11 protein-coding genes and 2 pseudogenes are annotated in these 13,564 nt (G+C 63.0%); 11 read left to right on the forward strand and 2 right to left on the reverse strand.

The features are described from left to right. The first annotated feature begins 64 nt into the window (after positions 1–64). The 9 genes and pseudogenes from C7450_RS06260 to C7450_RS06300 all read left to right on the forward strand — a co-directional run. A complete protein-coding gene (locus tag C7450_RS06260) occupies positions 65–871 on the forward strand; it encodes a GntR family transcriptional regulator (protein WP_110373545.1) in 807 nt (268 codons plus the stop codon). Positions 872–965: 94 nt separating this feature from the next. Continuing rightward, positions 966–2,519 (forward strand): ATP-binding protein, encoded by a 1,554-nt coding sequence (locus tag C7450_RS06265; RefSeq protein WP_245449500.1) that lies wholly within the window; start codon positions 966–968, stop codon positions 2,517–2,519. After that, a complete protein-coding gene (locus C7450_RS06270; protein WP_110373547.1) occupies positions 2,516–3,136 on the forward strand; it encodes a response regulator transcription factor in 621 nt (206 codons plus the stop codon). Before C7450_RS06265 ends, C7450_RS06270 begins: the two co-directional genes overlap by 4 nt. 113 nt (positions 3,137–3,249) lie before the next feature. Further along, entirely contained in the window at positions 3,250–3,615 is a 366-nt protein-coding gene (locus C7450_RS06275; protein ID WP_110373548.1) for a response regulator transcription factor, read from the forward strand. Positions 3,616–3,812: 197 nt separating this feature from the next. Further along, positions 3,813–4,466 carry a hydrolase gene (locus C7450_RS06280; RefSeq protein WP_110373549.1) on the forward strand — a complete coding sequence of 218 codons (654 nt, stop codon included), beginning with the start codon at positions 3,813–3,815 and terminating at the stop codon, positions 4,464–4,466. Positions 4,467–4,568: 102 nt separating this feature from the next. After that, positions 4,569–5,399 (forward strand): alpha/beta fold hydrolase, encoded by an 831-nt coding sequence (locus tag C7450_RS06285; protein WP_110373550.1) that lies wholly within the window; start codon positions 4,569–4,571, stop codon positions 5,397–5,399. Between the two features lie 130 nt (positions 5,400–5,529). Beyond that, the gene (locus tag C7450_RS06290; RefSeq protein ID WP_110373551.1) at positions 5,530–7,395 is read left to right on the forward strand and encodes an amidohydrolase; all 1,866 of its coding nucleotides are present in this window, start codon (positions 5,530–5,532) and stop codon (positions 7,393–7,395) included. A gap of 86 nt (positions 7,396–7,481) precedes the next feature. Further along, positions 7,482–9,107 carry an MFS transporter gene (locus C7450_RS06295; RefSeq protein ID WP_245449501.1) on the forward strand — a complete coding sequence of 542 codons (1,626 nt, stop codon included), beginning with the start codon at positions 7,482–7,484 and terminating at the stop codon, positions 9,105–9,107. A 57-nt stretch (positions 9,108–9,164) separates the two neighbouring features. Continuing rightward, positions 9,165–9,386 (forward strand): annotated as a pseudogene (locus C7450_RS06300) (SDR family oxidoreductase); the annotation flags it as partial. 122 nt (positions 9,387–9,508) lie between these two features. Here C7450_RS06300 and C7450_RS06305 read toward each other — a convergent pair. Next, positions 9,509–9,895: pseudogene (locus C7450_RS06305) on the reverse strand (tripartite tricarboxylate transporter permease); the annotation flags it as partial. A gap of 321 nt (positions 9,896–10,216) precedes the next feature. Continuing rightward, positions 10,217–11,194 (reverse strand): Bug family tripartite tricarboxylate transporter substrate binding protein, encoded by a 978-nt coding sequence (locus C7450_RS06310; RefSeq protein ID WP_110373554.1) that lies wholly within the window; start codon positions 11,192–11,194, stop codon positions 10,217–10,219. A gap of 256 nt (positions 11,195–11,450) precedes the next feature. On the opposite strand from C7450_RS06310, the gene C7450_RS06315 reads away from it, so the two are divergent. Further along, on the forward strand, positions 11,451–11,906 hold the full coding sequence (locus tag C7450_RS06315; protein WP_170147095.1) for a tripartite tricarboxylate transporter TctB family protein: 456 nt from the start codon (positions 11,451–11,453) through the stop codon (positions 11,904–11,906). Positions 11,907–12,026: 120 nt separating this feature from the next. After that, positions 12,027–13,532: a tripartite tricarboxylate transporter permease gene (locus C7450_RS06320; protein ID WP_110373556.1), complete on the forward strand. Its 1,506-nt coding sequence runs from the start codon at positions 12,027–12,029 to the stop codon at positions 13,530–13,532. The last annotated feature ends 32 nt before the right edge of the window (positions 13,533–13,564 follow it).

The raw sequence follows: 13,564 nt of genomic DNA on the forward strand, positions 1-13,564 counted from the left end.
ATCGTTGCGTGCAGGCTGCCGTGAAGAAAAAGCGTATCATCGTGACGGGGAAAGTGGAGCAACAATGGCGATCGGCATCACCAAGCGGCCGAAAGACGTGCGGCAGGAGGTCGCTGCTCCTCTGCATCATCAAGTCTATGTCGTCCTGCGGCAGCAGATCGTCGATGGCGACTACCCGGCCGGTAAAGCTTTGCCGTCCGAGCACAAGCTCGAAGACTTGTTCAACGTCTCGCGCATCACCGTGAGACGTGCCCTCGATCGCCTGGCGGCGGAAGGACTGATCGTACGTCGCCATGGCAAGGGCAATTTTGCGCAACCCGTGATCACCCCGCCACCGATCGACACCAGCCTGCGCGGCATGCTCGAGAACTTGCTCGCCATGGGTCTCAAGACGCGGGTCGATCTGATCGAATTCGACTATGTGCCGGCGACCGCCGAAATCGCCGCGCGGCTCGAACTGGAACCAGGTGCCATCGTGCAGCGCGCGGTACGCGTCCGGCGCCATGAGGATACACCCTTTTCGTTCCTCACGACCTATGTGCCCGAGGCTGTGGGGCGTCACTACGGAGCCGACCAATTGCTCGAAAGGCCGTTGCTGAGCCTGTTTGAAAAGGCAGGCCTAACGGTTGCGCGCGCGGACCAGACCATCACGGCGAAGCTCGCCGATACGCGGGTCGCGCCGCTGCTCGATGTCGACATCGGCGCCGCATTGCTCGGTATCCGGCGCATTGTCCGCGACGAGAATGGCACGCCCATCGAGTTTCTCGAGGCGCTTTACAGGCCTGACATCTATGAATACCAGATGTCGATGACCCGAAAGGGAAAAAAGCAGGAGTTCATCTGGTCCGATACTGGTTCCACGAACCAGTAGAAGGCGATCGGGCAAAGGTGCGATTGAACGCGCGGAGGGACGACTGAACGGAAACGACGAATTCGCAGCCTCACCGCGAGCGACGCGCGTTCAGGTGCTCGCCGCGATCGCCATTTCCCTTGGCCTCGTCGCCGCCCTCACGGTATCCCTGCCCTTTGCGCGCCGGCCCACACATGGCACAGAGATCATCCTGCCCGCCTACGCCGCCGCGACCTTCATTCTCGAAATCATCACCGCCGCGCTCCTCTTTTCACTGTTCAATGCGCAACGCACGCGCGCATTGCTCCTGCTCGCGGCAGGCTATCTGTTCTCTGCCCTGACCGTGCCGACCTGGGCGCTGTCATTTCCCGGCGTGTTCGACGGCCTCGGGATCGACCTCGGCTTGCAGACCACAGCGGTCCTCGCAAGCATGCGGCGGCTTGGCTTCCCCCTGTTCATTCTGGCCTATGCCCTGTCTCCCCTATGTGGGCAGGCGAAGGGGCCGCCGGGCCGCGCCATCGGCATCAGCATCCTCGGCGTCTGCCTGGCCGTGGCGTCCATGACGGGTCTCGTCCTCGCCAACTACACCCGGCTGCCCGCCTTCATGCTGGATGGTCGCCAGGTCAACGCCCTGTGGTTCCATGTCCCTTCGCTGGCGATGGGGCTCTACGGCCTCGACATTGTCCTGCTTCTCTACCGACGCCGGGCGTTGCTGGACATCTGGGTGTGCCTCGTCCTCTTCTCGCTCGTTATAGAATTGCTGTTGATATCCTATCTGGGCGGAGCGATCCGCTTCAGTGTCGGCTGGTGGACGGGACGTATCTACGGGCTCATCGCCGCGAGCCTGATCCTGCTGGTTCTTCTTTCGGAGACCACACGTCTTCATGCCCGTCTCATGCAGACCATCGCTGCCGAGCGACGCATACGCCAGAACCGCCTGATCGCCATGGAAGCCCTGTCCGCATCGATCGCCCACGAGATCAACCAGCCTCTCGCCAGCATGGTGACCAACGCCGACGCGGCCCTGCGCTGGCTCGCCAGGCAGGAGCCACGGATCGACAACGCCGAAGCCGCGCTGCGGCGCATCGTCGACGACGGGCATCGTGCCAACAAGGTTGTTGCCGGTATCCGCGCGACGTTCAGCAAGGGCACGCAGGAACGCGCCGCGTTGAAGCTCAATACCGTGGTGTCGGATGCGTTACGCACGGCCGCGCCAGAGGCCGGCCATTGGGGCATTGCGTTGGAACTCGACCTCGACCCGACGCTGCCACCCGTGATCGGCAACGCCGTCCAGTTGCTTCATGTGCTCCGCAATCTCGTCGAAAACGCCATTGATGCCGTAAAATCCGGCGGGGAGCGGCCGCGCCACATCCGTGTCACCACCCGGGCCGAGGCGATGGGCGAGGTGCGGGTGAGCGTGGAGGACAACGGCAGCGGGATCCCGCGCGCGATCGCCGATCGCCTGTTCGATCCCTTCGTCTCCACCAAGCCGGGCGGCATGGGCATGGGGCTGATGTTCTGCCGATCGGTGATTGAAGCCCACGGAGGCCGTATCTCAGTGGAATCGCGGGACCCGCGCGGCGCCATCTTCCATTTCACCCTGCCTGCCGCCATTGTATCGGCGGTGGAACCAGTCCCGTTCGATGTGAGTGCGCAGGTAAACCGATGACGGATTCCCTTGTCTATGTCGTCGACGATGACCATTCCATGAGGATGTCTCTCGACAGCCTGCTGTCATCGGAGGGATACACCGTGCGGACGTTCGAGTCGGCGCAGGCTTTCCTGGATGCAATCCATCCTGAGCTGCCCGCCTGCCTCGTCCTCGACGTGCGCCTGCGCGGCGCGAGCGGGCTCGAGTTCCAGCGCGAGCTTGGGCGCGCCGGCATCCTGACGCCGATCGTCTTCATCACCGGCCATGGTGATGTGCCGATGTCCGTTGCGGCCATGAAGGCCGGCGCCGTTGAATTCCTGCTGAAACCTTTCCGGGACCAGGATCTTCTCGATGCCGTTCACAACGGCATCGAGCAAGACCGCCGGCGACGCATGCTGGATCAGCAGATCGCGGAGTTGCGCGATCGCTATCAATCCATGACGCCGCGGGAACGCGAAATCATGCCCCTGGTCGCCAGCGGCCTGATGAACAAGCAGATCGCCATGGATCTCAAGCTCAGCGAGGTAACCGTAAAGGTTCATCGCGCCCAGGTCATGGCGAAGATGCGCGCGAAAACCTTGCCCGATCTCGTGCGCATCGTCGACCGGCTCGAGAGTGCTATCCCCAGGATGTAGGCGAGCGACCCCTTTGTAGAGTTGCGTTGACCGGGGCGGCTCGCGATGCTGCTTAGCATTCACGACAGGCAGAACGGGTCGCAGGACGAGCGGCGGCCCGACGAGAACGGATCATGTCGGATCGCAAAGTCTTTGCCATCGTTGATGACGATGAAGCCTGCCTTGCGGCGATATCCAGCCTGGTCAACGCACTCGGCTATTGCACGCGCTGCTTCGCGAACCCCGCCGATTTCCTCGCCTCGGATGTGTTGCGCAATGTGCAGGGCCTGATCGCGGATATTCGATTGCCTGGAATAAGCGGAGTTCTCCTCCATGATGCCCTGGTGAAAAGCGGCATCACATTGCCGACCATGCTGATGACGGCCTATCCGGATGACACGACACGGGCCCATGTCCTTCGGCATGGCGTATCGGCCTACGTCAGCAAGCCGGTATCGCCCGACGACCTGCTCGCCTTCCTCCAGGCTGCATTTGCCTAGAGCTGCGGTGTTCTTCTTGAATTCCCCGTCATTCCAAAGCTTCGCGTCAGTGAGGAACCCGCGCCGCCCCACGATCCGTTCAAGCGATCCTATACTCAGGTCCAATAGCCGTTAGATCTGCGGACAACTGTGCCGCCGGAGAACCTGTCGGTAAAATGGCTGTGCCCGCACGCAGAGGCCCCGCAAAGGACCCCCCAATGCCGACCGCCACGCCCGTTCCCGATAATCGCCTGATCGATCCAAGCAACCACGCGCTCATTCTCATCGACTTCCAGTCGCAGATGTCCTTCGCAACCCAGTCGATCGACGCCGTCACCCTGCGCAACAACGCCGCGCTGATCTCCCAGGCCGCGGCCGGCTTCAAGGTGCCGACGATCCTGACGACCGTTGCCGAAAAGAGCTTTTCGGGACCGATGTTCGATGAGATCACCGAGGCTTTCCCGGGCCAGGCGATGCTCGATCGGACATCGATGAATGCCTGGGAGGATGCCGCCGTCATTGCGCGGGTCAATGAAATCGGCAAGCCAAGGCTCGTGCTTGCGGGTCTGTGGACCAGTGTCTGTATCGTCGGCCCCGCCCTCTCCGCTCTCGCGCAGGGCTTCGAGGTCTATGTCGTTGCCGACGCCTGCGGTGACGTCTCCGCGGAAGCGCATGAGCGCGCGATGGCGCGCATGGTCCAGGCCGGCGTCGTACCCATGACGTCTCTGCAGTATCTGCTCGAGCTCCAGCGCGACTGGGGTCGGGCCGAGACTTACGACCTCACAACAGGTATCGCCAAAAGGTTTGGCGGCGCGTATGGTCTAGGCATCATCTATGCCAAGTCGATGTTCGGCGCGTCCGAGGGGCATTGAAGACCAGCTACGGCCCAGCGCGACGCCTTACTGTGCCTTCCGCCGCGGTTTGCAGAGCCAGGCCGTGATCGCTTCCATTGCAACACTGAAGGATCAGCCTCCATGCCCAGCATCACCACCAAAGACGGCGTCGAGATCTTCTTCAAGGACTGGGGTCCGAAGGACGCGCAGCCCATCGTCTTCCATCACGGATGGCCCCTGAGCGCCGATGACTGGGACGCGCAGTTGCTTTTCTTCCTCGCCAAGGGCTACCGCGTGGTGGCCCATGACAGGCGTGGGCATGGACGGTCCACCCAGGTCGGCGATGGCCACGACATGGACCACTATGCCGCCGATGCCGCGGCAATGGTCGAGCATCTCGACCTGAAGAACGCGGTTCATGTCGGCCATTCGACCGGAGGCGGCGAGGCGCTTCACTACACCGTCCGGCATGGCAAGGGCCGCGTCGCCAAACTGGTGCTCATCAGCGCCGTGCCACCGCTGATGCTGAAGACCGACGCCAACCCCGGTGGCCTGCCGATCGAGGTCTTCGACAGCTTCCGCAAGGCGCTGGCCGATAACCGCGCGCAGTTCTTCCTCGATGTCCCTACAGGCCCGTTCTACGGCTTCAACCGCTCAGGGGCGAAGATCTCGCAAGGCGTGATCGAGAATTGGTGGCGCCAGGGCATGATGGGCGGCGCCAAGGCGCATTACGATGGCATCAAAGCTTTTTCGGAGACCGACTTTACGGAGGATCTCAAAGCCGTCGAGGTGCCGACGCTCGTCATGCATGGCGACGACGACCAGATCGTTCCTTTCGCCGATTCCGCGCCTTTGTCGGCCAAATTGGTCAAGGGGGCGACACTGAAAGTCTATCCCGGCTTCCCGCACGGCATGTGCACCACCCATGCCGATACCATCAACGCCGACCTGTTGGCGTTCATCCAGGGATAAGCCGCGGCGCTGGCGCAAGGCCGAGATACCGATGGGGTGCGGGTGGCCCCCGAGTCGCCCCCCATCATGAGCCGGCGGTCACGGACCGGCCGCGCCGCCGCGCGGGCCCACGCTTACCCAAGGTGACATCATGGCCACCACCGCCGATCTCATTCTGTTCAATGGCAAGGTCACCACGCTCGACCGTGGCAATCCTCAGGCGGAAGCCGTCGCGATCAAGGATGGACGCATCCTGTTCGCGGGGGCCGATGCCGATGCCATGGCGCATGCGGGCCCCGAGACAGCAAGGATCGACGTGGCCGGACGTCGCGTGATCCCGGGGCTGATCGACAGCCACATGCACATCATCCGCGGTGGGCTGAACTACAACATGGAGTTGCGCTGGGACGGCGTGCGCTCGCTCACCCATGCCATGGACATGCTGAGGGCGCAGGTCGCCGTCACGCCACCCCCGCAATGGGTGCGCGTCGTCGGTGGCTTCACCGCGCACCAGTTCGCCGAGAAGCGGCTGCCGACACTTGACGAGATCAATGCCGCGGCGCCCGACACACCGGTCTTCATTCTCCACCTCTATGACCGCGCGCTGCTGAACGGCGCCGCCTTGCGCGCCGTCGGCTATACCAAGGACACGCCGGATCCGGCCGGCGGCGAGATCGTGCGGGATGCCCGGGGAAACCCGACCGGGCTCATGATCGCGCGACCCAACGCCACCATTCTCTATGCCACGCTCGCCAAAGGGCCGCGCCTGCCAGCCGAGTACCAGAAGAACTCGACGCGACATTTCATGCGCGAGGTCAACCGCCTCGGTATCACCAGCGTCATCGATGCCGGCGGTGGTTTCCAGAACTATCCCGAGGACTATGCGATCATCGAGGAACTGCATCGCGAAGGGCAGCTCACCCTGCGCATTGCCTACAACCTTTTCACGCAAAAGCCGAAGGAGGAACTGGGCGATTTCGCGGGCTGGGCAAAACAGGTCCGACCTGGCGACGGCGACGACCTCTATCGGCATAACGGCGCCGGCGAAATGCTGGTCTATAGTGCGGCCGACTTCGAGGACTTCCAGATGCCGCGGCCCGAGATGCCACCGAACATGGAGGATGATCTTGAGCCCGTCGTCCGCCTGCTCGCCGAGAACCGCTGGCCCTGGCGGCTGCACGCCACCTATGACGAAACCATAGACCGCGCGCTCGATGTCTTCGAAAAGGTGAACCGCGATATTCCGCTTGAGGGCCTCAACTGGTTCTTCGACCATGCGGAAACGATCTCGGATCGCAATATCGAGCGCATCGCGACGCTCGGCGGCGGCATCGCCATCCAGCATCGCATGGCCTATCAGGGCGAATATTTCGCGGAGCGCTACGGCCATCGCGCAGCCGAGCGGACGCCGCCGATCCGGCGCATGCTCGATATGGGCGTCACCGTCGGCGCCGGCACCGACGCGACACGCGTTGCCTCCTACAATCCCTGGATCTCGCTGTACTGGCTCGTCACAGGCAAGACCGTCGGCGGCCTCTCGCTCTATCCAGCATCGAACCGCCTTGACCGGGAAGCCGCGCTGACCTTGTGGACGACAGCCAACACCTGGTTCTCCAGCGAGGCCGGCAAGAAGGGCCAGATCAAGGTCGGCCAGCTGGCTGATCTTGCCGTTCTGTCGGCGGACTACTTCGCGGTGCCGGAGGATGCGATCCAGGACATCACGTCGGTGCTGACCTTGCTTGACGGGAAACCGGTGCATGGCGACGGGGACTTCAAGACCCTCGCGCCCGAACTGCCACCGCCGATGCCCGACTGGTCGCCCGTGCGCCAGTTCGGAGGCTACCAGGCGCGCTCCCGGCCGGACGGGCGAACGACAGCCTTCGCGCGGATGTGCGGCTGCGCGAATAGCTGCAATGTGCATGGGCACGGTCACGCGGCGGCCTGGGGTGCCGATATCCCCGCATCGGACGCGCGCTCGTTCTGGGGCGCGCTCGGCTGCGCATGTTGGGCCGTCTAGATCCAGCGGACCTGTGGACCTGTGCAGCGGTTTCGCGCCCGGCATTGCCCTCGACCATATAGGCTGTCGTATCCGTGGAGTAACACTTGGCCAAAGACATCGATACGCCCTCTGGCAGCGCGCCTCCTCCGGGCGGGTTTGCACCACTGCGGCGTCCCGTCTTCGCTGTGCTGTGGGTCGCAACCGTCCTCGGCAATACCGGCACCTTCATGCGCGATGTGGCGAGCGCCTGGTTGGTGACCGATCTGTCCTCGTCGCCAACCGCCGTTGCTGCGGTGCAGGCTGCGGGAATGATCCCGGTATTCCTGCTGGCCATTCCTGCGGGCGTGCTATCCGACATTCTCGATCGCCGCCGCTTCCTCATCGCGATCCAGATCATGCTCGGATGTGTGAGCGCGACCTTGATGCTGCTCGCCTATACCGGCCTCATGAGCATATCGCTGTTGATCGGCTTGACGTTCACCGGCGGTATCGGCGCCGCGCTCATGGGGCCGACATGGCAGTCCATCGTGCCGGAGCTGGTGCCGCGGTCGGAACTCAAGGCCGCCGTCGCGCTGAATTCGCTCGGCATCAACATCGCGCGGTCGATCGGGCCGGCGGCCGGTGGTTTCCTGCTCGCGGCTTTCGGCGCAACGGTGACCTACGGCGCGGACGTGGCAAGCTATCTCGTCGTGGTCGCCGCCCTCCTCTGGTGGAAACGCCCGAAAAATGCTGAGGACGACCTGGGCGAACATTTCGCGGGCGCCTTCCGTGCCGGCCTGCGCTATGCGCGGGCGAGCCGCGAGCTGCATATCGTGCTCTTTCGCGCTCTGGTCTTCTTCGCCTTCGCCAGTGCCGTGTGGGCCCTTCTCCCGCTCGTCACGCGCGAACTCCTCCATGGCGATGCCGCGTTCTACGGCGTGCTCCTCGGCTCGGTCGGCCTGGGCGCCATCGGGGGGGCGTTTGTGCTCCCGATCTTGCGTTCGCGCCTCGGCACCGATGGATTGATGCTGGCAGCAGCCATCGTCACGGGGTGCGCGGCGCTCGCGCTTGCGCTGGCCCCGCCACAATGGGCCGCTGTGGTGATCCTGCTCGCCATGGGCTGTGCCTGGATCATTGCCCTGACGACGCTGAACGCGACGGCGCAGGCCATCCTGCCGAACTGGGTGAGGGGGCGCGCGCTTGCCGTCTACCTGACGGTGTTCAACGGCGCGATGGCGGGGGGCAGCCTCTGCTGGGGCCTCATCGCGCAGGAGGTTGGACTGTCATGGGCGCTCGTGGCATCAGCGGCAGGCCTCGTCGTGAGCGGGCTGCTCGTCCATCGTGTCGCCCTGCCGAAGGGCGAAGCGGACCTGACGCCCTCGCACCACTGGCCGGAGCCCCTCATCGCCGAACCGGTGGCCGATGACCGCGGTCCGGTCCTCATCCTCATCGAGTACCGGATAGCGAAGCGTGACCGCGCGGCCTTTCTCGCTGCCCTGGAGAGGCTGTCTCAGGCCCGCCGCCGCGACGGCGCCTATGGATGGGGGGTAACAGAGGATGCGTCCGATCCGGAGACGATCGTCGAGTGGTTCATGGTCGAGTCCTGGGCGGAGCATCTGCGCCAGCATCGTCGCGTATCCAGCGCCGATGCCGATGTCCAACGCGAAGTACGCCGCTTTCATGGGCTCGACGATGGACCAAAAGTCCGTCATCTGCTGGCGGTGAACAGCAGGCATCGACTGGGGGTCTAGTCCGTCGCCCTGGAGCCGACAAATTTCATGCGCGGCCGCAACGCGGAGGGCACGGCTGTGAATGCCGTGCTTCCCGGTTGGATCAACACCGATCTCAGCCGCAGCGCCCGCGCCACCTTTCTCGAGCTGAACGACCGGGTCCTGGCGCGCACGCCGGCCGCACGATGGGGAGAACCCGTGGATTTCGAGGGTATTGCGATCTTTCTTGCGAGCCCCGCCTCCGCTTTCATCAACGGCGCCGGGATCATGGTGGACGGTGGCTACGCCACGGTCGGATAGCGGCGCTTACACGCGCGCCTATCCTTCGTCATCGGCAAAGATCTCCTTGCGACGCATCGAAACGCTGGGAAGCATCGCTATGACGAGCATGATCGCAGCCAGTACAAGCATCGTTGCACTGCGGCGATCAACCGTGTCGCAAATGTGCCGGCGGCGAAGGAACCGATCGCGGCGATCGCGAGCGCAGGGCCGGCCCGCCCCTGCCGGGCCATCTGATAGCCGTCTATCGCAGTGACCGCAAACGAGGCCTCGCCGGGCAGGTTGATCAGAATGGCCGTGGTCGAGCCGCCGTATTGCGCGCCATAGTAGACGCCGGCCGGCATGATCACCGATGCTTCGGGTGATACCTTGAAGGTAATGGCCAGGAGCATGGCGATGGTCGCCAGCGGCCCCACGCCCGGCAACACGCCGACCGCAGTCCCCAGGAACGCCCCGATGAAGCAAAAGAGCATATTCACAGGATTCAGCGCTGTGGTCATCCCAAGCGTCAAGTTGTGCAGAAGGTCCATGGCTCACCAATCCAGCCAAGGTCCACACAGAGCCACTGGCATCTGAAGTAATGCGATGAAATGGCGGCCCATCATCGGGAAGTATAAAATTACCTCTGAATAATCCATTTCAGCAGCCGGTGAGCATCATTCTGCCGTAAACCTCTCGCGCAGGAATGATATTCACCGTTCGTCTTTTACGGGCAGAACCATGGACCGCGTGTAGACGATCGCCGGCATCTAGAGCATTTTCGAGCGACGTGGACACCGGTTCGCGTGAAGAAAATGCGCTAAAACAAAGACATGGAGCATTTTCGCGATTCGGAGAAACGCGAAAATGCTCTAGGGATTCTTCGTGCCGAAGAGCTTCACAAATTCGTCCACCAGGACTGCTTCGTCTTTGATCATGGTGACGAATTGCTCCGACGTGCCGGGCATTGGGGTGGCTCCCGACTTGGCCAGCAGAGCGACGACCGAGGGGTCCGTGAGGCTCTGGTTGATGGCCGCATTGATCGTCGCCACGAGATCGGCCGGCATTCCGGGAGGGCCAAAGATCCCCCACCAGATTTGCGCCTTCTCCATGCCTTTGACGCCCACCTCCGCCATTGTCGGCGCTTTGGGCGCCCCTGGTGGATAATTGTCATCGGTATAGGCAAGGAGCCGCAGTTCCTTCCCCTCGATCTGTCCCAGGGTGCTCGCGATGGTGACAATCATCGCCTGGAGCCGGCCCGCGAGAAGATCGGTCTGGGCGTCAGAAGAGCTCTTGTAGTTGACCCCCTTGATCTTCAGCCCCGTGAGCTTGTTGAACAGCTCCATGTGCTGATGTTGTGTCGTTCCGATACCGGCATAGCCATAGAATGTCTTGTCGGGATTGGCCCTCGCATAGGCGATGAACTCGTCCACATTGTTCACGGGCAGGGCTGCCGGGACGACAAGCGCCGTCGGCGCACTGGCCATCGCGCCCAGTGGCGTCAGGTTCTTCAGGGGGTCGATATCGACCTTCATGATCGGTTTGAAGCCCAGGATGCTGTTCGGCATCTCGACCAATGTGTAGCCATCCGGGGCAGCCCGTGCCACGGTATTGACCCCGGTTACCCCGCCGGCGCCCGGCCGGTTATCGACGACGAAGGGCTGGCCGAACCGCTTCGACAGGGCGTCTCCCAGGGCGCGGGTGAACGTATCGTTGCTGGCGCCGGGCGCGTAGGGCACGACGAGAGTTACAGGACGCGACGGCCAGGCCTGCGCGAAGGCTGCGCCGGACGGCACAAGTGGCAGGAGGCCAGCGAAAAGAAGAGCTCTGCGGGAGATATCGAGCGGCATAGGTCCACCTCCATTGAAGCATCCATCTCTGTGGATTCACGGGAGAATATCACAGGCTCAAGGAGACCGGGCCAAGAGGGCGGCAGTTTCGCGGGGCGAAATTGGGCAGAGCGGCGCATTGTCTGGGGCGCCATGTTTGATACTCGAAAGTAACACTGCCACGCCTTGCGAAACAATCGCTAGACGAAGAGCATTGCGCCAGCTTTGGCCATGACTCGTGCTATGGCAGATCATGGGGACCTGGGAGATCAGGACGATGCGCGTTCGTCGGAGCAATCTCGCATGTGGCGCAGTTTTCACGGGCGTCGGGCTGTTTTTTGGAATCAATGCGTTGCTGGGCCTGCCGATCGGTCACGCTGCAGCGATGGGGCCCGGATATTTCCCGATCGTCCTTGGCACAATTCTTTGCGCCCTTGGGACGGGCATCGCGCTCGCCGGAGAGGATCACGAGGCGCCGGCCCTGCCGCCTATCTCATGGCGGGCGATCATACTCGTCACGGGCGCCGCGTTGTTCTTCGGGATGACCGCGCGCGGTCTCGGCATGGCGCCGTCGCTCCTCATCGCGACCTTCATGGCTGCGATGGCAACGGGACAACTGACGCCGCGCAATGCGTCATTCCTCAGCATTGTCCTCACCCTCTTCAACATCGGCATTTTCGTGTTTGCGCTTCGGCTACCCTACGCGATCATCGGACCCTGGCTCGGCTTTTAGGCGGGCGCCAAGGGTCGAAATAACGCGAATGCCCCTTGGTTCGGCGACGGCGCATCCCAGTCGCATTTGCACATCGCATACTGAACCATATACGCTTCACGACCTGTCGGGAATTTGCCAATGGATCTTTTCAGCAATCTTGCCCTTGGCTTTGGGACGGCGCTGACGCCAGGCAATCTCTTCTACTGCTTTGCTGGCGCATTGCTCGGAACCTTCATCGGCGTTCTGCCCGGTATTGGCCCGACAGCGACAATTGCCATGCTGCTGCCCCTGACCTACTATTTGTCCCCGACCTCTTCGCTCATCATGCTCGCGGGGATATATTACGGGTCGCAATACGGTGGCTCGACCACGGCTATTCTGATGAACCTCCCAGGAGAGGTGTCGTCGTCCGTCACCGCCATCGATGGCTACCAGATGGCGCGGCAGGGCAAAGCCGGGAAGGCACTCGCCATCGCGGCCATCGGCTCGTTCGTGGCGGGCACCTTCGCCACCTTCGTCATCGCGCTGGTCGCGATCCCCCTGACGCGGATCGCGCTGCAGTTCGGTGCTCCGGAGAACTTCTCCCTCGTGCTCCTGGGGCTCGTCACATCGACGGCCCTCGCGCATGGGTCCGTGGTCAAGGCCATGGCCATGATCGTGACGGGAATGCTATTCGGCATGGTTGGCACCGATGTCGATAGCGGCGCCTACCGCTTTACCTTCGGTGTCATCGACCTGACCGACGGCCTCAGTATCGTCGCCGTCGCACTCGGGATATTCGGCCTGGCCGAGACCATACGAAACGTCGAATCCATGCCGGTGAGTGGTTCGGGGACCGCCCCGATCACCAGCCTCATGCCGCGGTGGAGCGACATCCGTGAATCCATGGGCGCGATCGTCCGCGGAACCTGTCTCGGCACGGTCCTTGGCACGCTGCCGGGCGGCGGCTCAATCCTCTCTGCCTTCTTTTCCTACACGGTGGAGAAGCGGCTGTCCAAACACCCCGAGCGCTTTGGCAAGGGAGCGATTCAGGGCGTCGCTGGCCCGGAATCCGCCAACAATGCCGGCGCCCAGACCTCCTTCATCCCGATGCTGACGCTCGGCATTCCGTCTCACCCCTTGATGGCCCTGATGATCGGTGCCCTGATGATCCAGGGCATATCGCCCGGCCCCAATGTGGTGCGAGACCAGCCGGCGTTGTTCTGGGGCGTCATTGCGTCCATGTGGATCGGCAATGCCATGCTGATCATCATCAACCTGCCGCTTGTCGGGCTGTGGGTGTCGCTCCTGAAGATTCCGTACCGGCTTCTCTTGCCGGCGATCGTCATCTTCTCGGCGATCGGCGTGTTCACCGTATCCAACAACGGGTTCGACGTGGCGATCCTCGCGCTGTTCGGCCTGATCGGCTATGGACTTCACCGCCTGCAGTGCGAACCGGCGCCGTTCCTGATGGGGTTCGTCCTGGGTGGACCGCTCGAGGAGCACTTCCGACGCGCGATGGTCTTCTCGGACGGCGATCCGAGCATTTTCATACGCCAGCCCATCAGCGCAGGCTTGCTCGCCCTCGCCGCGCTGGTCCTCGTCATGGTGTCCCTGCCGGCCATCACCCGCAAGCGTGAAGAGATCTTTACCGAGGAAACCTGAGCCAGCCGCACGAGCCGCAAGGGCAGCCGCGG

It is taken from the genome of Chelatococcus asaccharovorans (genome assembly GCF_003201475.1).
Lineage (GTDB): Bacteria > Pseudomonadota > Alphaproteobacteria > Rhizobiales > Beijerinckiaceae > Chelatococcus > Chelatococcus asaccharovorans.

Coding starts and splice junctions, on each gene's coding strand:
- C7450_RS06290 (WP_110373551.1), top strand. CDS start 5,530: ATGGCCACCACCGCCGATCTCATTCTGTTCAATGGCAAGGTCACCACG.
- C7450_RS06285 (WP_110373550.1), top strand. CDS start 4,569: ATGCCCAGCATCACCACCAAAGACGGCGTCGAGATCTTCTTCAAGGAC.
- C7450_RS06260 (WP_110373545.1), top strand. CDS start 65: ATGGCGATCGGCATCACCAAGCGGCCGAAAGACGTGCGGCAGGAGGTC.
- C7450_RS06315 (WP_170147095.1), top strand. CDS start 11,451: ATGCGCGTTCGTCGGAGCAATCTCGCATGTGGCGCAGTTTTCACGGGC.
- C7450_RS06270 (WP_110373547.1), top strand. CDS start 2,516: ATGACGGATTCCCTTGTCTATGTCGTCGACGATGACCATTCCATGAGG.
- C7450_RS06310 (WP_110373554.1), bottom strand. CDS start 11,194: ATGCCGCTCGATATCTCCCGCAGAGCTCTTCTTTTCGCTGGCCTCCTG.
- C7450_RS06275 (WP_110373548.1), top strand. CDS start 3,250: ATGTCGGATCGCAAAGTCTTTGCCATCGTTGATGACGATGAAGCCTGC.
- C7450_RS06280 (WP_110373549.1), top strand. CDS start 3,813: ATGCCGACCGCCACGCCCGTTCCCGATAATCGCCTGATCGATCCAAGC.
- C7450_RS06320 (WP_110373556.1), top strand. CDS start 12,027: ATGGATCTTTTCAGCAATCTTGCCCTTGGCTTTGGGACGGCGCTGACG.